This window comes from Bacillus manliponensis (genome assembly GCF_000712595.1).
GTDB lineage: Bacteria > Bacillota > Bacilli > Bacillales > Bacillaceae_G > Bacillus_A > Bacillus_A manliponensis.
Genome location: NZ_JOTN01000032.1, coordinates 1 through 25,504, shown reverse-complemented (window position 1 = coordinate 25,504; position 25,504 = coordinate 1). Strand labels below are relative to the sequence as shown.

Annotated in this window: 33 protein-coding genes; 25 read left to right on the top strand and 8 right to left on the bottom strand. The window is 36.3% G+C overall.

Features of this window, described 5'->3' with window-relative positions:
• Nucleotides 1-154: 154 nt before the first annotated feature.
• The 24 genes from BAMA_RS24285 (at nt 155) to BAMA_RS21615 (ending at nt 19,808) form a co-directional block, all read left to right on the top strand.
• Entirely contained in the window at nt 155-319 is a 165-nt protein-coding gene (locus tag BAMA_RS24285; protein WP_084158082.1) for a YqbF domain-containing protein, read from the top strand.
• 1 nt (nt 320) lies between these two features.
• Entirely contained in the window at nt 321-857 is a 537-nt protein-coding gene (locus BAMA_RS21725) for a hypothetical protein (protein WP_034643634.1), read from the top strand.
• Complete coding sequence (locus tag BAMA_RS21720) at nt 854-1,198, top strand: head-tail adaptor protein (RefSeq protein WP_034643632.1); 345 nt, start codon at nt 854-856, stop codon at nt 1,196-1,198. Before BAMA_RS21725 ends, BAMA_RS21720 begins: the two co-directional genes overlap by 4 nt.
• Before the next feature lie 3 nt (nt 1,199-1,201).
• A complete protein-coding gene (locus BAMA_RS21715) occupies nt 1,202-1,615 on the top strand; it encodes an HK97 gp10 family phage protein (protein WP_034643630.1) in 414 nt (137 codons plus the stop codon).
• The gene (locus BAMA_RS21710) at nt 1,612-2,055 is read left to right on the top strand and encodes a DUF3168 domain-containing protein (protein WP_034643629.1); all 444 of its coding nucleotides are present in this window, start codon (nt 1,612-1,614) and stop codon (nt 2,053-2,055) included. Before BAMA_RS21715 ends, BAMA_RS21710 begins: the two co-directional genes overlap by 4 nt.
• Nucleotides 2,045-2,683, top strand: a complete 639-nt coding sequence (locus BAMA_RS21705; protein ID WP_034643626.1) for a hypothetical protein — start codon at nt 2,045-2,047, stop codon at nt 2,681-2,683. Before BAMA_RS21710 ends, BAMA_RS21705 begins: the two co-directional genes overlap by 11 nt.
• A 50-nt stretch (nt 2,684-2,733) precedes the next feature.
• Nucleotides 2,734-3,258 (top strand): hypothetical protein, encoded by a 525-nt coding sequence (locus BAMA_RS21700; RefSeq protein ID WP_034643624.1) that lies wholly within the window; start codon nt 2,734-2,736, stop codon nt 3,256-3,258.
• Between the two features lie 38 nt (nt 3,259-3,296).
• Nucleotides 3,297-3,638, top strand: a complete 342-nt coding sequence (locus BAMA_RS21695) for a hypothetical protein (protein ID WP_034643622.1) — start codon at nt 3,297-3,299, stop codon at nt 3,636-3,638.
• A gap of 37 nt (nt 3,639-3,675) precedes the next feature.
• Entirely contained in the window at nt 3,676-6,615 is a 2,940-nt protein-coding gene (locus BAMA_RS21690; protein ID WP_034643620.1) for a phage tail tape measure protein, read from the top strand.
• Nucleotides 6,612-7,295, top strand: a complete 684-nt coding sequence (locus BAMA_RS21685; protein ID WP_034643618.1) for a hypothetical protein — start codon at nt 6,612-6,614, stop codon at nt 7,293-7,295. The genes BAMA_RS21690 and BAMA_RS21685 overlap by 4 nt, the downstream gene beginning before the upstream one ends.
• Before the next feature lie 26 nt (nt 7,296-7,321).
• The gene (locus tag BAMA_RS21680; protein WP_415782945.1) at nt 7,322-8,860 is read left to right on the top strand and encodes a hypothetical protein; all 1,539 of its coding nucleotides are present in this window, start codon (nt 7,322-7,324) and stop codon (nt 8,858-8,860) included.
• Between the two features lie 9 nt (nt 8,861-8,869).
• Nucleotides 8,870-9,259, top strand: coding sequence for a hypothetical protein (locus BAMA_RS21675; protein WP_034643615.1), 390 nt, complete (start codon nt 8,870-8,872; stop codon nt 9,257-9,259).
• 42 nt (nt 9,260-9,301) lie between these two features.
• The gene (locus tag BAMA_RS21670; protein ID WP_034643613.1) at nt 9,302-9,676 is read left to right on the top strand and encodes a hypothetical protein; all 375 of its coding nucleotides are present in this window, start codon (nt 9,302-9,304) and stop codon (nt 9,674-9,676) included.
• Between the two features lie 13 nt (nt 9,677-9,689).
• The gene (locus tag BAMA_RS21665) at nt 9,690-10,067 is read left to right on the top strand and encodes a hypothetical protein (protein WP_034643611.1); all 378 of its coding nucleotides are present in this window, start codon (nt 9,690-9,692) and stop codon (nt 10,065-10,067) included.
• 13 nt (nt 10,068-10,080) lie between these two features.
• A complete protein-coding gene (locus BAMA_RS21660) occupies nt 10,081-11,418 on the top strand; it encodes a hypothetical protein (RefSeq protein WP_034643609.1) in 1,338 nt (445 codons plus the stop codon).
• A gap of 14 nt (nt 11,419-11,432) precedes the next feature.
• Nucleotides 11,433-13,163, top strand: a complete 1,731-nt coding sequence (locus BAMA_RS21655) for a hypothetical protein (RefSeq protein WP_034643607.1) — start codon at nt 11,433-11,435, stop codon at nt 13,161-13,163.
• A gap of 20 nt (nt 13,164-13,183) precedes the next feature.
• Nucleotides 13,184-15,397, top strand: a complete 2,214-nt coding sequence (locus BAMA_RS21650; RefSeq protein ID WP_034643605.1) for a hypothetical protein — start codon at nt 13,184-13,186, stop codon at nt 15,395-15,397.
• Nucleotides 15,398-15,407: 10 nt separating this feature from the next.
• Nucleotides 15,408-16,502, top strand: coding sequence for a hypothetical protein (locus BAMA_RS21645; RefSeq protein ID WP_051759051.1), 1,095 nt, complete (start codon nt 15,408-15,410; stop codon nt 16,500-16,502).
• A complete protein-coding gene (locus tag BAMA_RS21640) occupies nt 16,447-16,905 on the top strand; it encodes a hypothetical protein (protein ID WP_235184499.1) in 459 nt (152 codons plus the stop codon). Before BAMA_RS21645 ends, BAMA_RS21640 begins: the two co-directional genes overlap by 56 nt.
• Before the next feature lie 15 nt (nt 16,906-16,920).
• On the top strand, nt 16,921-17,847 hold the full coding sequence (locus BAMA_RS21635) for a hypothetical protein (protein ID WP_034643603.1): 927 nt from the start codon (nt 16,921-16,923) through the stop codon (nt 17,845-17,847).
• Between the two features lie 13 nt (nt 17,848-17,860).
• Nucleotides 17,861-18,097: a hypothetical protein gene (locus BAMA_RS21630; protein WP_034643601.1), complete on the top strand. Its 237-nt coding sequence runs from the start codon at nt 17,861-17,863 to the stop codon at nt 18,095-18,097.
• A gap of 131 nt (nt 18,098-18,228) precedes the next feature.
• Complete coding sequence (locus BAMA_RS21625) at nt 18,229-18,705, top strand: phage holin family protein (protein ID WP_415782944.1); 477 nt, start codon at nt 18,229-18,231, stop codon at nt 18,703-18,705.
• Nucleotides 18,706-18,707: 2 nt separating this feature from the next.
• Nucleotides 18,708-18,929, top strand: a complete 222-nt coding sequence (locus BAMA_RS21620) for a hypothetical protein (protein ID WP_034643596.1) — start codon at nt 18,708-18,710, stop codon at nt 18,927-18,929.
• Nucleotides 18,930-19,022: 93 nt separating this feature from the next.
• Entirely contained in the window at nt 19,023-19,808 is a 786-nt protein-coding gene (locus BAMA_RS21615) for an N-acetylmuramoyl-L-alanine amidase (RefSeq protein WP_034643593.1), read from the top strand.
• A 47-nt stretch (nt 19,809-19,855) separates the two neighbouring features.
• Here BAMA_RS21615 and BAMA_RS21610 read toward each other — a convergent pair whose 3' ends face one another.
• From BAMA_RS21610 to BAMA_RS21595, 4 genes are all read right to left on the bottom strand, one after another.
• Nucleotides 19,856-20,302 carry a hypothetical protein gene (locus tag BAMA_RS21610; protein WP_051759049.1) on the bottom strand — a complete coding sequence of 149 codons (447 nt, stop codon included), beginning with the start codon at nt 20,300-20,302 and terminating at the stop codon, nt 19,856-19,858.
• A gap of 166 nt (nt 20,303-20,468) precedes the next feature.
• Complete coding sequence (locus BAMA_RS21605; RefSeq protein ID WP_034643590.1) at nt 20,469-20,747, bottom strand: hypothetical protein; 279 nt, start codon at nt 20,745-20,747, stop codon at nt 20,469-20,471.
• Nucleotides 20,748-20,804: 57 nt separating this feature from the next.
• Nucleotides 20,805-21,050, bottom strand: coding sequence for a helix-turn-helix domain-containing protein (locus BAMA_RS21600; RefSeq protein ID WP_034643587.1), 246 nt, complete (start codon nt 21,048-21,050; stop codon nt 20,805-20,807).
• Nucleotides 21,051-21,290: 240 nt separating this feature from the next.
• Nucleotides 21,291-21,470 (bottom strand): hypothetical protein, encoded by a 180-nt coding sequence (locus tag BAMA_RS21595; RefSeq protein WP_034643584.1) that lies wholly within the window; start codon nt 21,468-21,470, stop codon nt 21,291-21,293.
• Nucleotides 21,471-22,237: 767 nt separating this feature from the next.
• On the opposite strand from BAMA_RS21595, the gene BAMA_RS21590 reads away from it, so the two are divergent.
• A complete protein-coding gene (locus BAMA_RS21590; protein ID WP_034643581.1) occupies nt 22,238-22,495 on the top strand; it encodes a hypothetical protein in 258 nt (85 codons plus the stop codon).
• A 137-nt stretch (nt 22,496-22,632) separates the two neighbouring features.
• Here the strand turns inward: BAMA_RS21590 and BAMA_RS21585 are convergent, their stop codons facing one another.
• From BAMA_RS21585 to BAMA_RS21570, 4 genes are all read right to left on the bottom strand, one after another.
• Nucleotides 22,633-22,866: a hypothetical protein gene (locus BAMA_RS21585; protein WP_034643578.1), complete on the bottom strand. Its 234-nt coding sequence runs from the start codon at nt 22,864-22,866 to the stop codon at nt 22,633-22,635.
• Nucleotides 22,867-22,949: 83 nt separating this feature from the next.
• Nucleotides 22,950-23,312: a hypothetical protein gene (locus tag BAMA_RS21580; RefSeq protein WP_162176074.1), complete on the bottom strand. Its 363-nt coding sequence runs from the start codon at nt 23,310-23,312 to the stop codon at nt 22,950-22,952.
• Nucleotides 23,313-23,322: 10 nt separating this feature from the next.
• The gene (locus BAMA_RS21575; RefSeq protein ID WP_034643575.1) at nt 23,323-24,543 is read right to left on the bottom strand and encodes an Alp7A family actin-like protein; all 1,221 of its coding nucleotides are present in this window, start codon (nt 24,541-24,543) and stop codon (nt 23,323-23,325) included.
• 228 nt (nt 24,544-24,771) lie between these two features.
• Nucleotides 24,772-25,308 (bottom strand): DUF3967 domain-containing protein, encoded by a 537-nt coding sequence (locus BAMA_RS21570; protein ID WP_034643573.1) that lies wholly within the window; start codon nt 25,306-25,308, stop codon nt 24,772-24,774.
• Nucleotides 25,309-25,504 lie beyond the last annotated feature (196 nt).

Below are 25,504 nucleotides of genomic sequence, written 5' to 3'. Positions count from 1 at the left end.
GAAAAATGGTTACGTGATGCAAAGATTATCAGCTAAATAAAACTCCCAATAACGATAATTATGTAAATGAGCTGTCCATATGGGCAGCTTATTATTTTTTTGCTTAGCGTGGTTTTTTTCAAAATGCTGGCGGTACCCCTAGGAGGGCCATGCGATGAAAGTTATTAAGCTGCGATTAGGTGGAACATATACCGCTTATGGCAAAGTTTTTAAAAATGGTGAAGAAGAAACTGTCTCTAATGAAAAAGCTGATTATTTGGTCGCTACTAGTCATTTTGAGCTTGTACGAGAAGTTGAGAAGAAAGAGAAAGAAAAATAGCATGAAGGTTACTGTGCAAGATATAAAAGATCGTGTAAATGTCTCTAATTTTTCAGATTCAGTGATTGAGGAACTAATTAGTTACTATGCAGTTATAACAAATAAATATTTAAGGGTTAAACCACGTAATCCAATGCAGGAAAAAGTTAAAAGCAGCAAATTAACTTGGCTTTCTTTTTCTGCTGAAAGTGTAACAAAAGTGATCAGTATAGATACTAAACAAGATGTAACAGAAACTGTCACTGTAGATGGCCGCATTCTTTATGGTTTACATCCGAATCAATTATATGAATGTGAATACGTAATAGAAGATTACGATGATCTGCAGCTGCTTATGAGAAAGTGCATTATTGATATGACATGTAGCGCAGTAGAACGAGCAAAGTTACAGAAAAAGAATATGAAGACATCGGAAAGTATTGGCGATTATTCTTATCAAATCAGCCCAGAAATTTTAGATGAACCAGATACAAATCAAAAGATACTAAGTGTATTGAAAGGGTTTCGGGCTAAAAATAAGCCGGTGATGGCTACATGAGTGTAATATACGACGATATGGAAGATTTATATATTCATGAAGTCATTGTAAAACGAAACGGTAAAGTAAAGCAGCCAGCAGGTAACTTTAAAGAGGGAGAAATCGTCATTTATAATCCTATGAATTGCCGTGTTACAACGAGTTCTGCCGCAAACAATGAAATATTAAAGCGTGAAAAGCAGAATTTTGACCCGAATTACAAGATATATGCACCTGCATCATATGAAATAAAACCAAATGATCGTATTTATTTTAAAGATTACGTGTTTGAAGTGAAAGGTGAGCCGAGAAATCCGGCATTTATGGACCATCACATTGAAATTTATTGCGAGAAGGTGTAGTGCATGTCAATGAAAGTGGAGTTTTCCAGTAACTTTGAGCAAGTAAAACGCCAATTGTCTGAAGCGCTCGCGCAAACCGTAGAAAATGGCTGTATACATCTACAAAATGAAGTGAAAAAGACGTTAACAGGTGGGCGTAATGGCCATAAATACCGTGTTCCAAACACAAGTCAAACCTATACCGCTTCTGCACCTGGTGAAGCTCCTGCAGTTCGTACGGGGGATTTAAGAAACTCTATTAAATATGAGCTGCAACGAACCCAAACAGAAATACTTGGTGGTGTAGGAAGTGATTTGGAAAAAGCAATATGGCTTGAAAATGGTACAAGTAAAATGGAAGCCCGGCCATTCCTATTAAAAACGTTTGAAAGAGAACGTATGGCATTAAAAAGAATATTAGGAGGCGGCAGCTTTTGACCAGTAAAGTGATTGCAACAATTAGAAGTATAGTAGAATCCGATTCAATTGTAGCTGCCAATCTATCAAAATATGAAGGTTATCCTGCTCTTACTTTCCAAACTGCACAGAGTGATATGCAAATGCCTTATGTGATTATGAGAATTGAATCAAACAATCCGGATGACGTCGCAGTTGTTGATCGTATGGTTCTAAATTTGGATGTGTATTGTAATCATGGGGATTATGAAAAGGCTGATACTGTCGCAACACAGATTGAAAAATTACTAGATAGAGAAGCAAGTTTATTACGAGAAGCTGGGATTCTAACAATACACCGTATGGGCCGTACTCCTATTCCGGATGAAGACCCTTCGGTAATTCATATTAATTTAAAATTCCTTGTAAGAACAACAAGGATGGATTTATACGAAAAGGAGGATCTGCATAATGAGTCATAAAATGATTAATGGTGTGCGAGAAGGAACAACTGATAATTTTGTCATTGGCCCAGGTGTGGTATACAAAGGTTTTAAAAGTGTAAAAGATTTGGGAGAAATGCTTGGTGCTACGACTGGTGGAACAAAAGTATCATTTGATCGAGAGTATTATGATGCAGATATCGACGGTTTATTAGGGAAAATGGTGCGCGGTAAGTGGCTGTTGAAAGATGAACCACATTTAGAAACAACATTAGTTGAATTTACAAAGGATAATTTACAACTAGCCTTACCAAGCATGATTATCGATAGTGAAACGGATGCTGATTACGATATTGCCAAACCTACAAATAATATTTTTGATTCTGGTTATAATGACATCGCATTAGTTGGAACAATCTCCGGAAGTGACTTACCTGTTATTTTCGTAGTTCGAAACGCAATGGTTGTATCTAGTATTGAGGTGGATTTAAAAGATGGTAAAGGTACAGTCGGTTTGAAATGTAAATTCGTTGGCCATTACAGCGAAAGCGCTCCTACATCTCCACCTTATGAAATTTACTTGCCGAAAAAGAAAAATGCGCAAGCAGCAGCAACGCCATTACAAGAAGCTGCTGCTGCACCAGATAAAAAGTCTACATCTAATTAATAGAATGTAGGCTTTTTTTATATAAAAACAACAAAGGAAGAGGGATATAAATGGCTGTAAACTCAATTTTAGAAAAAATGATGAAGAAAGATACAGAAATTACAATTTCCGATGTGCAAGTTCCAATGCGTCGCTTAAATACAACAGATATTTGGACTCTCGCAACAATTATTTCAAAAGTTGGTCGTCATGCTATGAGTGATTTCATGGAGTTTGGGAAAGAAAAAAGCATTATTGATGAAATGACAAATTCTCTAGAAAGTTTATCCCCTGAAGAACAGCAAATGAAGTTGGCGGAAATTCAAGAAAAGCAGCAAAAAAAAGGAATGGAATTTGCATTTCGTGTGATCGCGATGATTCCAGGATGTGAAGAGGACTTCAACAAATTGTTTGCAAGTCTTTTAAGAATTACACCGGAACAGTTTGGACAGCTTCCACCAGATGCAACACTAGCAGTTATTCAAGGGCTTATTGAAAGTGAGGATTTAAAGGCTTTTTTCAACAAAGTCAAAGGGGTGGTCAAGGTACTAAGTCAGAAACAGAAACAGCAAGCGGCAGCGCCAATTCAAGGATAAAAGAAACAAGTGAATATTTAGAAGAAGCCGAACATAACATGCTGCGTGCTTTTGATAAGATTCAGAAACGGTATGGATGGACAGACGAATATGTCTTATCCCTACCGTATTCTCGTTTAATGGACTTGTTTTCATTTATTAGTAAAGAAGAACAACGTGAGGAACTGGAAGATTGGAAGAAGATGGCCTTTATTGGTTATCAGACACGCCAATTAGAGGAAGGTACCACGTTTTATGACTATTTGAATGCATTTGGTCTTACTGATGATTCTCTTAAACATACAGAGACAGAAACATCACTTGAAAATGAAGTTTGGTCAAAAGAGAAGTGCGTCGAACATGCAAATCATATAATCGCGCAATTTCAAGACGATGAATAACGGGTGATATCCCCAGTAATGAAAGGGGGGGCGCGAAATTCTTACAGAGTTATTTCAGTTGTTCGGCACGATTGGTATTAAAGCAGATCAAGCGTATCAAGATTTACAGCAATTCGAAAATAGCGTTCAACAAACCGCAACCGGTATGCAAGATCGGTTTCAACAAGCAGGTGAATCTATAAACCAAGTCGGAACCCGTATGCAGGAAACAGGAGCAAATATGTCGGCGGGTATGACTCTTCCGCTGGCCGGAATTGGTATGGCTGCCATGAATGTAGCAGCTGATTTTGATACTTCTACTCGACAAATGCAAGCGTCATTGGGGCTTACGGAAAAACAAACAGAAGAACTTGGAAAAGTCGCAAAAGAAACATGGAAAGAAGGATATGGGGCCAGTCTTCAAGAGGTAGATGCTGCGTTGGTACAGGTTTATCAAAATATGAAGGATGTCCCTACTGAAGAATTAGAATCAGCTACGCAAAGCGCTATGACACTTGCTAAAACATTTGATAGTGATATCAATGAAGTTACTCGTGGCGCAGGACAATTGATGAATCAATTTGGATTAGAATCGAAAGAAGCGTTTGACCTTCTAGCTGCTGGAGGGCAAGCAGGATTAAACTTCTCAAAAGAGATGTTTGATAATATCTCCGAATACTCACCTTTATTTAAACAAGCTGGATTCACAGCTGACGAAATGTTTACTATTTTAGCGAATGGAACCAAAGATGGCGCTTATAATCTAGATTACATTAACGATTTAGTAAAGGAATTTGGTATTCGTGTTCAAGATGGATCTAAAGGTGTAACAGAAGCATTCGCAGAAATGTCCCCCGAAACTCAAAAGGTTTGGGATAACTTCAACCAAGGAAAAGGTACTGCTGCAGATGTATTTAATGCTGTACTTGCAGACCTTGGTCAAATGGAAGATAAGGTGAAAGCGAATCAACTTGGGGTAGCCATTTTCGGCACAAAATGGGAAGACATGGGGGCAGAAGCGGTACTCGGTCTTAATAATGTAAATGGTGCATTAGGAAAAACAGAAGGTGCCATGAATAAGATGGAAAAGGCTTCTCAAGAGGCCTTTAGTGTAAGAATGCAAAAAGTACTGCGTGAAACTCAAGCAGCGCTAGAACCTGTTGGACACGCCTTATTAGATATAGCCGAAGTAGTGTTGCCACCTTTAGCTAAGGCAGTTGGATTTGTAGCAGAAGCATTTGGCGCTCTACCTAAACCGATTCAAATTGGTATTGCAGGATTCCTTGCTTTGGTAGTTGTAATGGGCCCTTTAATTGCCTTGTTTGGATTTTTTCTTTCTTCTATTGGTAGCTTAGTTGGTGCATTTGGTTTTCTTGGTGGCGCACTAGCTAAAATACCAGGGTTATTCGCAGGGATTTTAAAGCTTGGGCCAACGCTAATAAGTATGTTTAGTGGAATAGGCAAGGCAATTGCACTATTAGGACGGTCTATGATGACGCTGCTTTTGAATCCCTGGTCAATTGCTATTCTCGCCATTATAGGATTGGTTTATCTCATCTATAAGAACTGGGATTCGATTGTTAAATATACGCAACAAGCAGTAAAGTGGATCGGTGACATTTGCGGAAAAGCATGGGATGGCATTGTAAAGACAGCGAAAGCAGCCTTGGACGGTTTAGGAAAATTCTTCTCATTATTTTGGGAAGGAACAAAAAATATATTTAGTTCTTCGGTATCCTTTATTGGTAAAATCCTAGACCAAGCATGGAAAGGCATAACAAAATCTATTCAATCTTTCATGAACATCTGCAGCAAGGTATTCGAATCTGGTTGGAATATCATAAAAAAAGTATTCAGTGCTGCTTTGAACGCTATAAAAACAGTTGTTCGTGTTATTTTTGAAGGGATAAAAGCATACTTCTCCTTTATCATAAAAGCTTGGCAAACCATATTTAGAGTCGGTTGGAATGTCATTAAAACGATTTTCACAGCTGCTCTAAATGCCATAAAGACGGTTATTCGCGTTGTTTTTGAAGGAATAAAGGCTTACCTATCGTTTGTCATAAAAGCTTGGCAAACGATTTTTAGAGTTGGCTGGAATATTATTAAAACAATCTTTACTACAACATTAAACTTTATTAAAAACTTTATTGTCACTACCTTTAATTTCATTAAAAATACGATCAATACAGTGATGAATTTAATAAAGGGCATCATTCAAGCAGCTTGGAATTTTATTAAAGATGTCATAATCGGAGCCGTACGCGCCTTTGCAAACTTTGTTGTTGAAAACTTTAACAGAATCAAAAACGTTGTCACTTCGGTTTTAGAAACAATAAAGAACCTTGTTGTTAATACATTTTCAACGGTACGAAAAGCAATTATTGGCGCATTTACAGGTATTGTTGAGACTGTGCAGAACGTATTCAGTCAAATTGGTAACATTATTAAAAATGTGGCCAAAGACGCATTCAGCTGGGGCGCTGATATTGTAAAAGGTATCGGTGAGGGTATGAGTTCTATGTTTGATTGGGTTGTGAAGAAGGCAAAAGGAATTGCGAGTGGAATTGCCGGTGCAGTTAAAGACTTCTTTGGAATCAAATCGCCTTCTCGTCTTATGATGGGATATGGTAACAACATTACAGAAGGTATCGCTATTGGTATGGAGAAGATGGTTCCATTAGTAGATAAAGCTTCTGCAATGCTAAATGCAGCTGTTATTCCGCCTGGACCAGTTGATCTAACTTCTACTATGACAAATCAAATTGGCAGAATGGGTACACAAATAGGAGCATCACCATCGATGAACAGTAAGTCACCAGCTGCACAAATTACAAAAGTAGAAGAAAAAACAGACAAAGGCGTTATCATTCAAAATGCAACATTTAAAGTTATGGTTGAGCAGCTACAAAGCGCGGAGGACATTATGAAAATGCGTAAGGCTATTCAAAACGTTGTAGCAGACGATTTAATGGGAATGGCGGTGAGAAACCTATGAGTATATTAAAAAAACTATACCGGAGAGCAGGAGCAGAATTCCTGTTCTCTAAGATAACTGAACTAGAAAATACAATTTCATATACAGTGAACTTTTCTTGGCCAGGAACATACAATTTCTCTTTCATGTCGCAGGTTCCTATTGGTGATGATGGAATGCTGCCTCATAAATATTTTGTTGTTCGTATCAATGGAATAGAAAGATTTAGTACAAGAGGTGCATATGCATGGGAATCGCACGAAATCTTCGTTGATTCTGGTCCACAAACAATTGAATTCTCAATTAGCGGTTATGGATATGGTGATAAATTATTTTTGCGCGATGTTTATTATCATGCTTTTGGCCCTATCGATACAATTGCTATGATCGAACAAACAAAGTTCCCAAAAGATTTAGATAGCCTTAAAACAAATAACGTGATGCGAGGAAGTCCACGTTTTCAGAGTGTCGGAAATAAGGGTTGCGAAGTTGAGTTTGTAGCCTTATTTAATCATGTACAGCATTGGCGTGAATTCATGAGATACATCTATGAACCTCATATTATTAAAGGGGATTATGGGACGTATGGGGGCGTTATACCGCCAAATGAAGTGGATACAATTAGGCAAGGTACATTGATTATTGCAAAGTGTAAATTAATTTCGCTATCGCGCGCAGGGATAGGAGTAGATGGAATGTGAGAGATGCAACAGTATCATTAATTAGAATGCTAGGTACTTATTTTCAAACAGGAAACAATGCACCTAATCTAGTTGTTCATATGAAAAAACGTGGCGCTGCTAAAAACAATATCGCTTCTACACAGACGTGGGTACAAGTACAACATCGTGTTATTGGATTAGAAGCACAAGAAACCGCAGATCAGTTTGCAAGTTCTTTTACCATCACATTTTCAAATGAATATGGTCAAATGGCCCCAGATAATTTTACTGGAAAGTTTCCCTATTTACATGAATGGTTTTATAAATCAGAAGTTCCATTTACAGAGCAACTATATCCTCAAACAGAATTTAAAGTTGCAATTGGCTACGGTGATGAAGCATTACCTTTTATACATGGTTATGTATCCGATGTAAAAGTAAACGCGGAAAGTGAAAATATATCCGTCACATGTACAACTTCTTATAAGAAGGTTCTGCATAAGTCTGTCATTCCAGATTTAGGTTCAGATGAAATCGTTGCTCCTACAGGTAATGTATACGATGTGGTGAAATTCTTCTTTAATAAAGCGGGAGTTACGCTGCATGGAGAAAGAGTAAAGATACCTGGAACTGAAGATAGTTGGATTGTTGAAGGCGCAAAAGGAACAAGATTTCAAAAGTGGGATGAGATTGTACGAGATATCGTAGACACGACATTTCATTACATCAAACATGAACCGGATGGCAGCTGTACATTTATGAAAATACCAGATTATAAGATTAATGATCCTTCTAAATTTAATTTTACTGAAGGAGTAAACCTTATTTCATTAGATATGCAGCTAACAGATCAAGATGTGAATAATAGTGTTGTTGTGAAATGTGGTGACTATGCGAATGGATTTCTTAATTCATTTCTTCTTAAAAATGTCGCATTAGGTGACTTACGTGAAGAAATGATTGAAGTTCCCTGGGCGACAACTTTCTTTGCGAGAAGGGCCGTAGCAGCTGCATATCATTTAAAATCGATACAGAAATTTAGAACGTTAACTGTTGCGGTTGTTGGAGACCCACGTATTCAATTGTTTGATGTTATATCTATCTATAATCGAGATTCTGGCCAAGCATGGAATTACTTTGTAAAAGGGATTACAACAATGATTTCTGCAGATGATGGCTTTTACCAAACTTTAGATTTAACAGTTAACTTTGGATATGAACCTGCTCCTTATACGGATATTGACGGTATTATAGTAAACGTCGATACAATTCGTTTGAAACTGTGGGATTGGGACGTAGAAGACGGCGATTTATTAAACATTTACTGTAACGATAAGCTAGTGAAAGAGCATTATTTTATTCGTAACACACCAGAATACGTCGATATACCATTAGAATACGGACAGAATATTATTGTATTCGAAGCTGTTCGAAACCCTAAAGGGATACTTACAGGACGTTTACAAGTATTAGATACACAAAATCAGATTCTATTTGATTACGGTTCTCTTCCGGATTTAACGTTTCCACGGGTTAACCAGGATGCAAACCATTACTATATACAGAAACCTGCGAAAACTTGGTCTGTGACGCGAGTGAATTGAGGTGATAGCATGATTATGCAGAAGAACTTATTTGATCCCATCATGTATATGATGAAAGAATTGATTGATAGGGAAGTGTACGCCGGAGGGAAACAAATGCCCGGCGATGACCCTAATAATACGTTTGAAAAAACAATGATGGAAGGTTATACGCTTATTCGTGATGGTTCCGGAAGATTGGACCAGGTGGATGGGGACAAATACTTGCATTATGATCTAGTATTTAGTTCTCAGGGTATATTAGATAAAGTAATGCTATCCCATAAAGTCACCGGTAAGCAGCTAGAGATCCAATTAATATATAATGCTCAAAAACAATTAGAACGTGTGCAGCCACGCATTATTAATAAAGGCAATGGCATGCTTTCAGATTTACCAATTCCCGATGTATCTATATAACGATACCGGGAATTTTTTATTACTAAAAAAAGGGGCGTTCTTATGTTTCAGACAACATATTTAGCTGGCGGCAGACTAGACGCGCCATTTTATCCTACACGAAGCACTCCTTATATCAAGGGTGATGCTATGTATTCCACTGCTGCAAATGTAGACACATTAGAATACACGCTCCCAACGGATATGGAGTTTCATGCAATTAGTGTAAGCAGCTCTATCTATGAAATTGATGACAAATGGTCGCTCATCGTAAATGGAACAACCATTTGTGAAGACATTTATACAAAGGATCTGCCAGAGGGAATTTCTTTAATGTCCTATATGCAATTAGCTGCCGGTTCAAAAATTGTTTTTCAGTTTCATAACCAGGGCATTCTCGATAAACAAGTATGGATTGCACTACAATTCTTGAAGTAATAGGAGGTTTCTCATGGGATTTTCAGTGAATTATATGGCTGGTGGGCGGTTTGACACCCCTTATTTCCCCACCAAAACAAAACCTTATGTAAAAGGACGAAGAATAGGGATTTACGATGCGATGCACATCGATAAAACGACTTTATCATTCGATACCGAAATTATCGCATTTTCGGTGGCTGCATCCAATTATAGTGATAGCGATCATTGGAGCTTGTTTATTAACGATGAATTAATTGCAGATGAAGTGTATATCAAAGACGTCCCCGAAGGCTTTAATTTTTCCGTTATTAAGCCGATACCAGCAGGAGCGATATTACGGTTTGAATATCATAATCGCTCTGCAGAACAAAAAACAGTATGGCTCAACTACCAATTATTAAAAGATTAGGAGTGTGGAATAGATGGCGTTTATTGAAAAGATTGTTACTGAAGCAGAATTTCATGACGAAGTTGTTGCTGTTATGGTGGAAAACGGCTGGACGAAAGAGAAATCATTTCATCGTTTAGTTAAAGTTACTTCAGAAGATAAAGATGATAATGTAACAAAAGCTAGTTATACAGCTGCGAAACATATTATTTTAAAAAACGCAGACGATGCTTATTACGGAATCGCTCAAATTTGGAAATATGAAAGTTCTCAGTCTTTAACAATGGATATTGATACCGAAGAGGGAAAAGAAGCATTTAAACAATTTATGAAGAGTAATCCTCAATACATTGATAGGTCATGTATGTATACCTATATGATTGAAAAGTTACCATCAACTGCGGATGACAGCATTTTTATTATTGGTGCGGAAGCTGGACAAGAAATAAATCGATTGATGGACTTAGAATTGGCCGAGGTGATTAGAAAAGAGCGGCCGGGTAATATGGGTTCTGTCATCGTATCGTATGAATACAAAGACACCCCCGAATTAATGATGTCACCTTGGGTAAAATCTACATTCCGAAACCCAAAATTAACAAGTGTAAATGTGGATACAAACTGGTGGGCCGATTCTTTAGTTAGAATTACAGGTCATGTCGATAAATATAGAGTGGTCTTATTAATTCAAGCAGATCGTACGCCCGCTTTCGATAATAACTCAGTACCAAACGTTCCAGTATATTTAGGACGATTAGAAAGCTATGGGGAAGCAGATACAATTGCCGATGCACTTTGGGCAGGTTCGGCATATGACGAAGGTGCAGAAAGTGCTTCTCATTCTTTTGATTTTGAAAATAAAAAGCCATTTCGTGATGTTAGCAAATGTATGCCGAGAACAAAATCTTATCCTAAATCACCTGGTAACGGTATAGATAATGTCATTATTAAACGTTCTCGCTTTGGTGCAAGATATCAAGCTCACTATATTTCATGGAGTACACCAAGCAACAAAATGCCACCGGACAGAAAAAGTACAACAGGCGGCCAGTATCCTTCTGCATGGCAAAGTCATGAAAATGATGAGTACAAGTATCAATTTAACCCTTCTATGTATAGCAATAAGGTTCATACATCCAGGGCTTATATTGTACACCCAGAAGAAGGTGTACGCGGTTATATGCCATATATGGTTCTATTATCTCCATTAGGCTTATTAAACGGGGATAAATTAAAAGTAAGAAAGAATACTTGTCCCGATTCACATGATATATATCGATTCTTTACCGTGGATGCAATTTCTCCTGTCACGAAAATGCCTTCGACGGTATATCGACCTGCAGGAATTGGCATTTTTGAGAAGACAGTATAAGGGGGGAATTGTAAATGTGGTTTGATAAAACAGCGAATCTACAAACTTTACCAAACGAATTAGAAAAACAATTCGTATCAAGTGGATGGAAAAAGGATTTATTTTACCGAATACAGAGCAGCATTTCACGATTTATAGATGTTCGGTTATTTGAATCCATCGGCAGCGATGGGGAACAACGCCGATTTGGCTTTGCAGTTGGTTATGATTCTGCAAACTCGGATTTTAAAGATAATCGATATGTTTCTCCAGAGTCTAAGTTAGGTATGTTGGGATATGGCGATGAGGTAAAAACAACATTTACATTGCCGACATATCCAGTAATCCAAAGTTCCGTTATGGTTTATATCGATGGCTTACCATTCGATAAATCGAAATATACAGTGAATGGTCGAAGCGGTGTTATTACGTTCCATACCGCTCCGGCTAAAAACGTGAAGGTTACTTGTGAATACCGATTAGCAGCTGATGCTTATGACCCATCTAACGAATTTATCTTTTTCACCTATGATAAATATCTTATCGAACAAGAATTAAAAATATCTGATGAAAAAGCCAACCTTGGAAACGGGAATGGAACGAAAACAACATTTAAATTACCGTTCAACACAATGGATGAAATGAGATTGCAAGTATATAAGAATGATAAAGTCGTATTCCCAACAGAATATGTATTTGATGGAGAGGACATTGTTTTTCATGCTGCTCCAGCTTCATCCGATAATATTAAAGTTTCAGGAATTTATACAGTAGAACCAAATGAAGAACGAACGATACCAAATATCCCTGCTTCAACGGCATTCGATGTGAAGGACGTAAAAAAGGTGATAGCAGAAGTATATTCTTCCCTTGTATTTATTAATGCTTCACCATATACGACAATTAGTTTCACTCCAAGTGCAAATTTCACAAACGACTGGAAGCGCGATTCTGTTGTGTATATGTATGGGAATACAAATAAAGATCGTTTAGTTTTATTTATGCGTATCGATCCAACTCCTGCGCCAGTAAGAGCATTATTCGTTCCGCTTTATATTGGACGGATTTACACGTTTGATAATAAACCATTAAAGAATCTGGTTATGATTGGGGGTTGCCGTTCTGGTGGTCAATTTTCACATGTAAAGGACCAGAAGATTGGTGATGCAAACGTCGATTATGGAGAAAATACTGGAAACGGGAACATGTATGCAATGTTGTCTAAATCGATGACAGGCGCAATGTACCAGAAACATTATTTCGCTTTCTTTACTCATAATAAAGAAATTGATAGTGGACAAGGGCGATTCAATCCGTCTATGTATAGCGGTAAATATCACTTGTCCCAAATTTATATTGTTCATCCAAATGATGGGTATGTAGGAAAATTAGATGATGTATATGCAGTTCATTCAAAGAATATCCAGCAAGCAGATGAATTAGAGCTTGAGAAGACTGTAACAAATGAATCCCTAGGCAAAGGTGATGGAATCCGAAAAGTATTTCACTTAGAACACAAAGCAAAGGGGGATACGCTGCAAGTACTGGTTGCTTGTGCAGAGATACCAAAAGAACAATACACATATAATCCGGATGATAAAACCATTACTTTTGAAGTAGAACCAAACGGAGAAGTCATCGCGAATTACCAGGTGGGACAAATTTATCGTTATTCTTTACCTACTACAGATGTATCACCGATGACAACGGATGAATGTACACCATTTAATCCAATCGGTTTAGCAATTTATAAAGAAGACATGTAAGAAATGGAGGAAAGCAAAGAATGATAGAAAGAGTCTATTCTGTTGCTTCCCCTCCTTTATTTGTTTCGGAAAAAGAATATGTCGTTTCCGTAGGCTCGAGGCCAACACTTGAAAAAGAGTATACTTTCGCAATCCCTGTTGGTGATCCATTCGGAAAAAGAGAACGTGAATATCCAGTAAGTGTGCCGCCAAATTCAAGATTTAAAGCAGTCAAAGATAATGAAGCAAGCGTATCGGCTACAAAAATAACCAGAGCTAAAGGTGTATTAACCGATATTGTAGGAGCAATGAGAATTCAAGAAGTTGATGCAACTATTTCGATTGACCAAGATGCAGAGATAATCCGTACTATCCAAGCGGATATTGTAGATAGTATACAACTAACTGCAAATAGAGAAAAAACTGCAAGTATTACATATAGTAACGGTGCAAATGGCAATCCACGAACTTTTTCCATGGAACAAGCTGGAGGGGATAAGTTTCATTTTGTTTCCCATATATACGAATCTGATATTTCCGTAAGTGATAAAACGGATAAAGTAGATCGTACTTTTAATGGATCGGTAGATAAAAATCAAATTGTTAAACAAAAGTTAAGAGAATACGCAGCTGAAGTAGATGAATTACCGCAATGGGTAGCTGTTGCGCGTGTACTTTATGGTGAAGCGTTTTATGAAAGCATAATGGCAAGTAGAACAGGCAGAGAGCACTTAGGACAAATTGATTCTGCTGAAAATACAGAAAGAAACGTAAAAACTTTAGATGGCCAATGGACAGAATATGATACTTCCACAGATAGAAAGCCCAAAGAATTAGCTGCTGTATACGAAGATACTGATTTATTTGATGGAATGGGTACACCTGTATACCTTCATGAGCTTGAGTTATTAGAACGTATCCATAAAGAATTCGATATGCTTCCATTCGAACAAACAAATGAAGCAGACCGAATAAAAGAAACCTCAGCAAGTGCGATTATCGATGAAGAATCTTTTAATCGATTGTATGTAGAACAGGACTCTATCTATAACGAATTAATAGATAGCAATCGCAAAGCGGACAAAATTGTATCAGTTATAGAAACATATACAGCGTTAGATAGAAAAGAAAATGTTTTCGTTGATGTTCATATCGGTAATTCTGCAGAAGCAGCTAGATCAATAGATACTCATTACACAAATGTGGATTATACAGATATAGGATTACGAACGCACGATATATGGGCACAATCAATTGCAAAAGAAATTACTTCTAATGTTTCTGAAAAGATATATGAAATAGATGTCACCGAGAACAAAGTTATGACGGTTCTTCCCAAAGAAATGAATGCTGAAATATCTGTTAAGGATTTATTTGCACATGATAGGTACGTAGCTACTTCGCAAAACGCAATTGATGATTCTACGAAAAAAGAAAGAGAAATGCATGCGTATTGGAATCAAACCGAAATAACTCATCGTCATGAGGGTCATATTTCTACAGTTGTTTTAAATGATACGTATGGTAATAGAACAAACATGATGAAAAATGGAGAACTTCTACATTTATACGATATGGATCGGAATGAAAATGAAGTAAATGCGATAGAAGAACAACAAGAATTGATGGACGGTCAAGGAAAACCAGTTTATCTGCATGAAGGTGAAGTGCTTGCAAAATCATTTACCGATCATGCTGCAGAAGTTACAGAAGGTAATTATGGTGAACTGGAAAGAGTCTTCTCCTTTGTAAATATAGAAGATGAACAAACACATAAGAACCCTCATGAGTGGCAAGCGGCGGAGAATGAAAGTGTAGCTGCTGAATTTTGTGAGAGGACACTCATTACAGAAGTAGCAAATGGCATAGATGTCAGCAGACAAGAAATAACGAATATGGCCGTTATTAACGACGACTGTGATTTAGGTTCAGAACCTGCAAAAGAAACAATAATAACAGAATTGGATTCCTCAGCTACACAGCGTTCATTTGAAGGCGTAATGGAGGACATCCATACTTTTAGTAGGGAACATTTTGTAAAAGCGATTAGAAACGAAATAGAGAATGCTAGCAAACTTTTATATAAAGACACTCTACTAATAGAGAATGACTTATTTAAAAATGAAAACTTATACTCTGCAGTTATAGGTGAAGCAAATGAGATCGAGCAAATTGAAAAAGAAAAAGCGAAACTATGGTTGAAACATGGCCGTCAATCCTGGTGGCACAAAGGAGATTGGAAGAAAACACGATAGGAGGAGTTTAATGACTGTACTATCCGCAGAGAAAACTAATCCATTACAAGTATCTTTATATAAAAAAGAAAGTGGATTTGTATTTAAAGATGAATTTCAAACAATGCATCCGGATTGGATTCTTTCTCCTATAGGTTCAGTAAATATAGCTGCACGAAATGGTTATTTACGATTAGAACATAATGAAAACACAGATGTACTTGCTTTATTAGAGAAACCAGACAGCGATATTGCTATACAGGTTGTATCAGAATACAGCCCAACTGCAGCAGGTGATGAAGGTGGACTTATTCTCTTTGAAAACGATGATAATAAAGTGGAATTTTTAGAAGCATTTTCAGCTGTTAGTAATGTTGATAGTAAAGAATGGTTGGCGGTATCTAAAGGAGATCAGTGGAATTTCTTCAGTAAAAAAGAGTCCGGATTTGAATTTGAAAACAGTGAAAGGATTCATGCTAATAAAATCGGTATTGTATTAAAAAAGGGAATAAATAAAGACTTTGTAAACTTAGATATTAATAAAGTGATTGTCACAAAAGGCAATAAACTGAAGTTACGACAAGCCTTTCCAAAAAGCCAGGTAATATTAAAAGATGCTGTGGGGTTAACCATATTCCATGGATTAATAGAAGAATTACACACAGGAATTGATATACCACTACCATCACTAGAATTTGAAGGATCATTACAAATTTTAGACAATTATGGAAATTTAATAGCTGAAAAATCTGCGCTTTTCCATGGCGGCGATATATATAACCTAGGCTCTCCGCTAAAAATATATATGAATACTGCCGAACTATCGGATACTAGTATTACGGACCTCGGTTATATGACTGAAGGAGAACGATTAGTTAAGATGACAATTGCAAACGAAAACTTTACAGCCGCTACGAATCTCTATATTTCTGTTCAACAATACCTAGACAAAGCAGGTTATACCTGGGCAGATATTTCGTTTGATGGTTCAGCCTATGGAGATCAGCTTTATATTGGAACGTTAGAAGCACAGACAACAAAAGATTTCTTTGTCAAAGTGACGAAGGATTATGATTACATTGGATTTGAGCCTATCTATTTTAATATTAAACTTAAACATGATTGAGGTGTTTACGCTGGGAACCGTTATGAAGATAAAAAGATATAGGGATACAGGAGGGGGAATCGATAAAGATTCCTCTTCTATTTTTATAGAAAAACGAGTGCAAGTAACAATCGACAAAGGAGAAAATCGATATGTTGCGGTTAATCTCGGCCATAATAAATACGATTTAAGAACCTTACACATCACGAATGATAAAGAGATTGAAGCGGTAACTACGATTTTTGACAAAAAAACCGACGGAACGCAAATATATAAAAGTTTGAGAGAAACGAAAACTTACGACATATTAGCAATACCTTGTGAAGACAAGGATGGTTCAACATATTCTCATGTATACGTGGAGAATAAAGGAAATAAAGCTGCTGTATTCACAGTTATCATTAAAGCAATCAGTCTATATTAAAGGAGCGAATAAATAATGACAGATTACATTTTTAAAAAATTCACACCGTTAAAAAAAGAAGTTTTTGATATTGTTATCAATGAAATGCTACGTGTTGGATGGAAGCAGCTAAATGCTGGTAAAGATAATGAAAATGATGTTTATATGATGTATTCAGATGGGAACGACGGAAAGAAAAATATTTTTATTGAATTTACTCCATATGATGGACGTGGTGCAGAAAATTTTTCTAGTAAATCGAACTATGATGTTAGAGAGACAGAGTTTTCTGACGCATTTTTCAAATTTTGTACCGGATATAACGACGCTACAAGTAGAGGGAATAGTTCTGATTATAGTTTTCCAGTCAGTTGGTTCAAAGGAAGAAATTATAATTCTAGATTAGACAGGTTAGGAGAAGGTCCACAAATAGATCCATTAATTCCAATAGAGCTATATGTTTTTATTGATAAAGAAAAAATTATAGTTTGTACAATTCCGCCTAAAAGCCTTAATAGTCACCCTGGAATCTCGTATATAGGGGCGCTAGCTGATTTGATGTTGGAAGAAGAACATGAACCTTATACAAGATCCTTAAGTTGGTATGCAAGTACCTATTCAGGTTCAGATTATAACAAGGTGAATGGTTGGACATTTGAAAGACCTAAAAATAGCAATTGGAACGGAAATCCTGTATCGTACAAAAGTAAATATCTTGATATTTCTTCTTCCAGAAACCCTAATATAGATGACTGTTTTGTTTTGGTACCCTTCTACATCCTAACTGACGAATATGGTTTACGCGGGAAGTTAGGTGGGCTATTTACAACTTCTACTTCTGGTATCGTTAGTGGAGATATTCTAGAAATTGAAGTATCGGATAAAATACATAAATACAAATATGTCTTCGCTCATGGAAGTTACCCTTCATTGCCTCCAGGATTAGCATTTCGTATCGAATGAAGAGGTGAATATATTGAACACTTTTAAAGGTATTATAATGAATCTAGACTTTATAACTTTAAATAGGGTGGTGGCAAAAAGAAACGGTATCGTTATGGAAGATTTATTGTTATTAGGAAAAAGAAAAACCTTCAAAAAGAATGGTTTCATTTTCGGTGAAAGTATTCTTTTAAAGAATGATGTAAACCAAGAGCAAAAAGTACCAAGACAAGAACCGTTAGAACATTCGTGGAAAAAATTAAACACATGAAACAATTAAGCGTACAACAGTTGTAGGCTTTTTTATTTTGTTTTTTAAAGAGTGGCTGTTGCAGCTGCTCTTCTTTTTATTCTTTGAAAGGGGGTGAATGGATGAACAGAGTAAACGCTATTTTACGCAGCATGAACGTATTAGATATTTTTAATTCCGCTGAAATCAAAATGGTTTCGTTTATTAGTGGCGCAATGGGTACTATCTTGGGGGTGATGTATGGAAAAGCTAATCTAATTTGGATTGGTATTCTTTTCATGGTTACAGGGCTAGATTGGATTACAGGGCTAGATTGGATTACAGGGAGCAAAGCTTCAAAAATTGATGGTTCGTATTCATCAGCTTATGGCATTGAAGGTATTACAAGAACAGTCGTCATTTTTATGCTGCCATGCGTAGCTCACTTATTTGACCTAGCGTTTAAACTACCAGATTTGTTTTTCTATATGGTTACAGGTGGTCTGATCTACCACATTTTTAATAGTTTTGCTGCAAACTGCGCTCGTATTGGCTGGGACAAGTGGATTCCAGCATGGCTGTTAGAGAGTATTTCTTCTGAAATCGCAGCAAAGATAAATAGGTCCAACACAAGGAAAAGGAGTAAATAACCATGAAAAATGAGATTTTAAAGAAGTATGTAAAACCCGAAGTTACAATTATTCTGTTTGGCTTCTTCGGTGCTATTAAGATGTTACTAGATTCACTTGGTTATCATGTTATAACAGAGGATGCAATTAGTGCTGCTGTTAACTTCGTGTGCTGGTCAATCGTCGTCGGCACAATCATTTATAAGGCTTATGTATCCAAATTCACTAAAAGCCGTCAGAATTGAAAAAAGAAGGTTTAAAACAAACGCTTGTTTAGAGCATTGTCATGTGACAGTGCTCTTTTATTTTTAGATTAATAGAAAAGGAGATGTTTGAAGATGGTAAAAGTATGGATTGATGCAGGACACGGTGGTCATGATAGCGGTGCTGCAGGTAATGGATTACTCGAAAAAAACATTGTATTGTCCATTGCAAAAGAAATGAAAAGAATCTTAGTTAATGAATATGGTATGACGGTTGGTATGACTCGTGAGTCTGATATATTCTTATCGCTTTCACAACGTGCTGCAAAAGCGAATGCATGGGGTGCTGATATATTTGTTTCGATTCACTGTAATGCTGGTGGTGGCTGGGGTTTTGAAACTTTCCGCATGGAGGGTGTAAACGACTCAAAAACAGTCAATCTTCAAAATGCTGTACACGATACCATTATGAATTTTTTTGGTTCGACAGTCCGCGATCGTGGCAAGAAACAAAAAAACCTTGCTGTATTACGTGAAACAAACATGGCAGCAGTTCTTACAGAGAATTTATTTATGGACAATGTAGAAATCAAGAAATTCAACGATTCATTATTCATGAATGGTGTAGCGCGTGCTCATGCTGATGGAGTAGCAAAATACTATGGTATGAATGTAAAACCATCTACTCCAAAAGAAGAATCCTATCGCATTAATATAGGAGACTTTGACTCAATCGAATGGACCGCTGCAGCTCTTACAAAAGTTAAAGAGACATTACCAGATTACGGTGTGTGGACGCAATGCGTTGAAGGAGACTATCATCGTATCATAATTGGTGACTTTAACAATAAACAATGGGCTGGTGATACAATGGCGAAGCTAAAAGAACTTGGTTATGGTATGTGGCTTCAAACTGTATAAATAATAAATAGAGCCAGTTCCTTTATCGGGAGCTGGCTTTTTTTGTATTACATAATTTTAATTTGGAAGTTGTGCGTTGAAGTAAACGTTTGTCCAAAGTCATTCTTTGCTTGGAAATGTAGAGAGTTATAGCCAGGATTAGAAAAATAGCTTTCTGGAATTTCAAAAGTCTTTCTATATCCATAGATTAATCCAGTGAAATCAGTTAACGGTTCTTGCTTCACAACTTTTAAATTATTACCGCCAATTCTGCTTCCATTAACAGTTAAATTCTCTGAATAGCTTGAAGGATAACCTCTTTCAAATACAGTAACGTATACATCTCCATATAAATACGGAATTGTAGTTTTACTTGTACTATGCATTCCAAAGTCGTCTCCTACTGAAACGATGTTTACAGCTTCTAATTGTGGAAGTGATGCAGCTTGAGAGTTAGTTGGTAGTAGTGTTAAAGCAAAAACGAATGCTGCTAGTAGACTTATTAATTTTTTCATATTCTCATCTCCTTTATTATTTCTACAAATTCATTTTACAAAAATAAACAATATATTACAATATAACGATAAATAAAGGTAATTTTAGGAATTTTATACAAATAAACCTTTATTTAAATAGGGTTAACCTGAAAAACTAAGGTTAACCCGTAATATTTACGTCGCTTTATTTATTAAGAAGGTTTAATTCTTGAATTTCTCTAATATTAGATATCGTCATCTCATGTTCAAACAAAGGCTCCACGTCATCCAACTGTGTTATAACGCATATCATTGCACCGTTGGACAAATAGGCTTTGAAATGCTGTTCTTCATTAGAGGATATATGAATTAGTTTATAAGGGATGATGCTGGGTTTACGTAATTTTTTTATAATCGCTTCTCTTAAAGCTATAGGGGTCAAGTCGAACTGCTCGATATTTTCATGTCCTAAGCCGTCTAACATAAATGACTTCTCTCCTCTGCACAAAGATACCTGCTATCTCTGTATTATTTTTAATTTTTATTCATCATAAGGTCTATATTTCTTTCTAGATTCTTCTAATTCCTGTTTTTTAACTTCTATATCAGAGCGTAGAAACAAGCTGATATTACCCATTTTACGAATAGGAACCAGTTTACCGTCTTTTATCATTTTGCTCATTCTGGATTTTGAAACGTCCAAGATCGCCGCTGCTTCTGGGGTGTTGAGGATTTCGTTATTAATAAAGTCCTCAACCTCTGCTCTTGAATTTAAGTGATATTTCATTTTTCGTTCGAATCCTTTCGTTTAGAAATGTAGTTCATTAAGGATAGTATAAGCGCTATGACAATTATAATTGTTGCGGTAATACCAAGATAATCAATTGCACTAGGGTTTCCGTAGTTAGTTGTTAATACTGCAATTAGTAAACATGTAAGTAAAACAATTGTATTTCTTTTCATAGTATAAATGGGTTGGATTTGTGTTATATTTAATTTAGGCGGGGGAATTGCTTCCCCCTTTTGGTTATTTTCTTTTTTTGCGTCTTGTCTTTTTGGCTTGACGCTCTTTTTCTTTTTTCTTCTTTTCTCTTCTGTCTTTCATGTCTAGTATGTTTTTTGTTCCGCTTGTGAATCCTGCGTAAGCTCCTGCGATGTAAGCTAAGATTCTAGCAACTGCTTCCCAGTCTATCGTTTTCCAACCCATTTCCCTCACCTCCTTATAAATCTATTATACCATACCTATCAACCTAAGTAAACAGATAAATGGTCTTTTTTTCATTTTTATCATATTTTTTCATAACTTTTTTTCGTATAGATACACAATTACAGATACAGATACTCAATTTCATATGGCTAGGTATGTGTATCTGCCCTTATGATTGCTCAATAGGTTCAGATACACATATCTGAATATTGATGTACCAAGCGTTCACCAGTCATTTCTGTATACAAAAACACACCTGCTGCCGCCGCAAATATATAGGCGAAAACAGGTGTGTTTTTTGTTATATTTTTGTCTGTCCATAATGATTAAGAAAGCAGTTAATTTAGGGGTAATTTTCTGAAATAAAAAGTGTGGGTGTGCCCCTGTCTGTGTGAGGACAGACAAAAACAAAAACCGTTTCAGACCAGCAGTGATAATGGTTTATAAGTGATTTTAAGCCTATGAAATTCACCTTGACTTCTGTAATCCATTTCTACCCTAATGAAGAGCATAGTTATTTGCTGTTTTTTCAAATGTCTGGACAGACAAAAATATAAAGGGAATTAGCCATTTTTAAACATAAAAAACCGACCAGGGTTTATCTAGTCGGTTTTGATACATATGTATTTTTTATTCTCAAAATAAATCATAAGGAATCCAATTGTAATCCATGTATCGAATAAATAAAATTCGTAAACAATAAACGTTGTAAGACCAAAAATGAACATGTATACAGTGGGGTTTAAATTTAAAGGAGGTATATGTACATGATGCAAACTTTCAAAAACTTTATTAAGGCTTTAGAGGGAAGCCTTATAATCCGCATCGGGGTCATAGTAGCTGTATTTTCCCCAGACGAACCTAAGCAATGGATTGATTTTCTAATGAAATGGGGGCGAAAACATCCATCAGAAATGATAATTATTGCTTTATTGCTTCTTATCATTTTAATTGTAACAAAAGATAAAGGAAGTAATGCTGTCGATAAATCGGAGTCGCAATCCGATAAAACCACTACTCCCTGATTAGTTTGTACCATTTTCATTAAATAGTATGTCCAGCAGACCACTATTTAAACGCAAAAAATAATGACTTATAAACAATTCAAAGCGGATAGCATGTATGACTATCCGCTTTGAATTCAGTTTGTATATTTCTTTAATTAGAATATTAATTCAGAGATAATATAAGTAGCAGCAGGAAGAAAAAACATAAGCGCTAATGTTCCGTAATACCAGGCGCGATCGGAAAGAATTTCTTCAATTCCGAAAAACTCGTTTAATTGCTGATATTTATTAGAAACGTAAGTATGGAATACTTCCATAGGTTTCTTTTCGTTTATCTTTTGTGATAAAATAGGTTCATTCGTAGTGATTTTGATAAGCGTATTTGCCATCGCAAATCATCCTTTCAATTTCATTTTTTGAAGAACAAGCCCTTTCGTGCCGCCAAGCTGGAGAGGGCTTGTTCTTTTATTGTTTAAAAATCGTATTCCTCATCGTCTTCATCATCAACATCACATTCAACTTTTGTATATGATGTATAACTTCCTTCTGCAAGTTGAGAAGCAACCTCTTTACTCTCGTTTTCTTCGGGTACATCATTTTCCGTTTTAATAGAAATTGGTGTATCTTTCATTTGTTCAAGAGTAGTTTCAATACGCTCTAATTTTGTTAAAAGCTTACTGATTAACTCCTGGTCTCGACCTTGCTTTTCTACAAGTTCAATTACATAGTTAGTTAAACTTTTACTTCTGGATTTTTCATTTAAAGTTTCGTAAACACTTTGAGGCATGATACTGGTAGTTAACATGAACTTTTCTTTACGTTTTTCTGCCATCATAAAACACACCTTATGCTTTTACTTTTTGTGCATCAATAATACTTCTTACTTCAAGCGAGATTAAGTTGATAGTTCTTGGAGTTACAGGTATTACTTCGTTTTCTCCTTGCTCGATAATGTCGTGTAAGAACAGATGATTTTTATCTGCTGCAGCTTGATTCATATGATTCAATAAGTTTTCTTGAATATACGGAGCTAATATAGGCGCTTCTCCACCGAAGTATACAAATGGTACTACTTCATCACTAGAAGTATCGAATGAGTTTAATACTCTGTCTACAAATAATGCTGCGTAATCATTTAACATAGCTGTGATTAACTTTGTTAAATCATGAGACTCACCCGTGTTACCGTTCGTCAATTTATACGTTTGCTTCTCATAGTTTTGTACAATGAAGTTTTCTAATGAACGTAACCCTTTAGGGAACAGCTCTAATACTTTTTCCTTACGGAATTCTTCCAAGTTCCCTAAATAAGGCTTCACATCAATAACTTTAAAGTCATCCCTGCTCTTTGGTGTAGAAAGACCTGCACCAAGCGTTACAGCATCCGTTGAACCGCCACCAATATCAACTAAATTAACTCGTACATTCGCAAATTGAGCAGCAGCTTTTCTTTTTTCTACTTTCAATGTATTAGAGTCATCCGCTCTATTTAGAGCATACTTAATGCCATATCGTGCAATTTCAGACTCTGAACGACATTTTGCGTTCTTAACATTAACTGTAATCTCTCTTTCTAGTCCTGGTGTATGTACTTTAAATTTATGTTCTTTTTGGAAACGTGCAGCCATTTCGTTTTGCGCTACGCTAAACTTTTCTGCTTTCATTAATAACCAGATTGGAAGCATCATATTCATAGACTCTACTTCAACCTCTGAATTATCAGCATTACCTTTAATAGCGTTATAGTATGCAATAGAAGACAAGAAGCTTACATAAGGGATATGACTCTTAATTTTGTTATGCATACGGCTTACATGGTTGTCAGAAAGTGTGCGCTTTGCAGCAGCTTCTCCAACTAAAAAGTATCGTTCCTCATCATCAATAACCGTTGAAACAAGCATGTTTCCTAGTAATTCTTTCGGATCATTGAAAGAGTCTACAAAGTGTCTGTCAGCTTGCTCTTTTGTAAGCTCTACTACAGCCGTTGTGAATTCTAGATAGTATCCATCGATTAAAAAATTATTTACGCTGTTACCAAAGTCAGCATTAAAGCGTGAAATATTCATATTTTATCGTCCTCCTTTTACAAAAGTGTGCTTAACCACACTTACAATTCTTATTCTATCAAAAATCAATAGATTTTCAATAAAAATCATTCGACAAAGTGTGCTTAACCACACTTATTCTATCATTCTACCGAATTTCAATAGATTTTAAGCATAACAAACAAATTATAGATGTGGTTAACCACACTTTTCTATGAAATTAGCACAAAAAAGAAGAAGCAGCCGTTGCTACTTCTTCCAAAATTGCCACCACGGTCTTTTCTGCGCCGCAGCCGCCTCTATTAATGCCCGTTTTTCCTCTTGCATATCTCTAATAGATTCCAGCAGCAGCTGATCTCTACGATTTAAACTCTCTTCAATATAACGCTGCTGTCCATCCATTTTAACCGCCATTTGTCTCAAAAGTTCATTCTGCTGTTCTATCATGCTCTTCAACTCATCGTATCGCGCGTCATGTTGCTCATTTTCCGTTGTAACAGCTGTGTCAGTGTCCGTTACATCATTTGTGTTAACCCAAGTCATTACAGCGTCACACGCCTGTTTTAACGTCATATCGGGGTGGGATTTAATCTCTATCAATTTCTTTAGTGTTATAACATCTTTATCATAGAATCCTCGGCGGCCTTGCTCGTTCTTGTGAAAGTGGTATTTATGTTCTTCTAATAGAATGCAGTATTTACGCAAAGTGGACTCCTGGATTTGCAGGAGCGTGGCTACGTCCTTGCTGCTGTATATTTGCTGCGAATTACCTGTTTTATTTGTCATAACAGATCACCTCTGTTATAACGTTCGTTACAAAAAGATAGATTCCTTTGTCTTCGTCAGAAGGGTGCAGGAATCCCTATCAATCGAGTTTTTTATTTTCCTAGAATAATTACGGTATGTGAAATTTCGAAGTTATATAGAATTAGAAGGGAATACTTTTCAGACATGTCGAAATTTAAAAATAAAGAATTCGTAC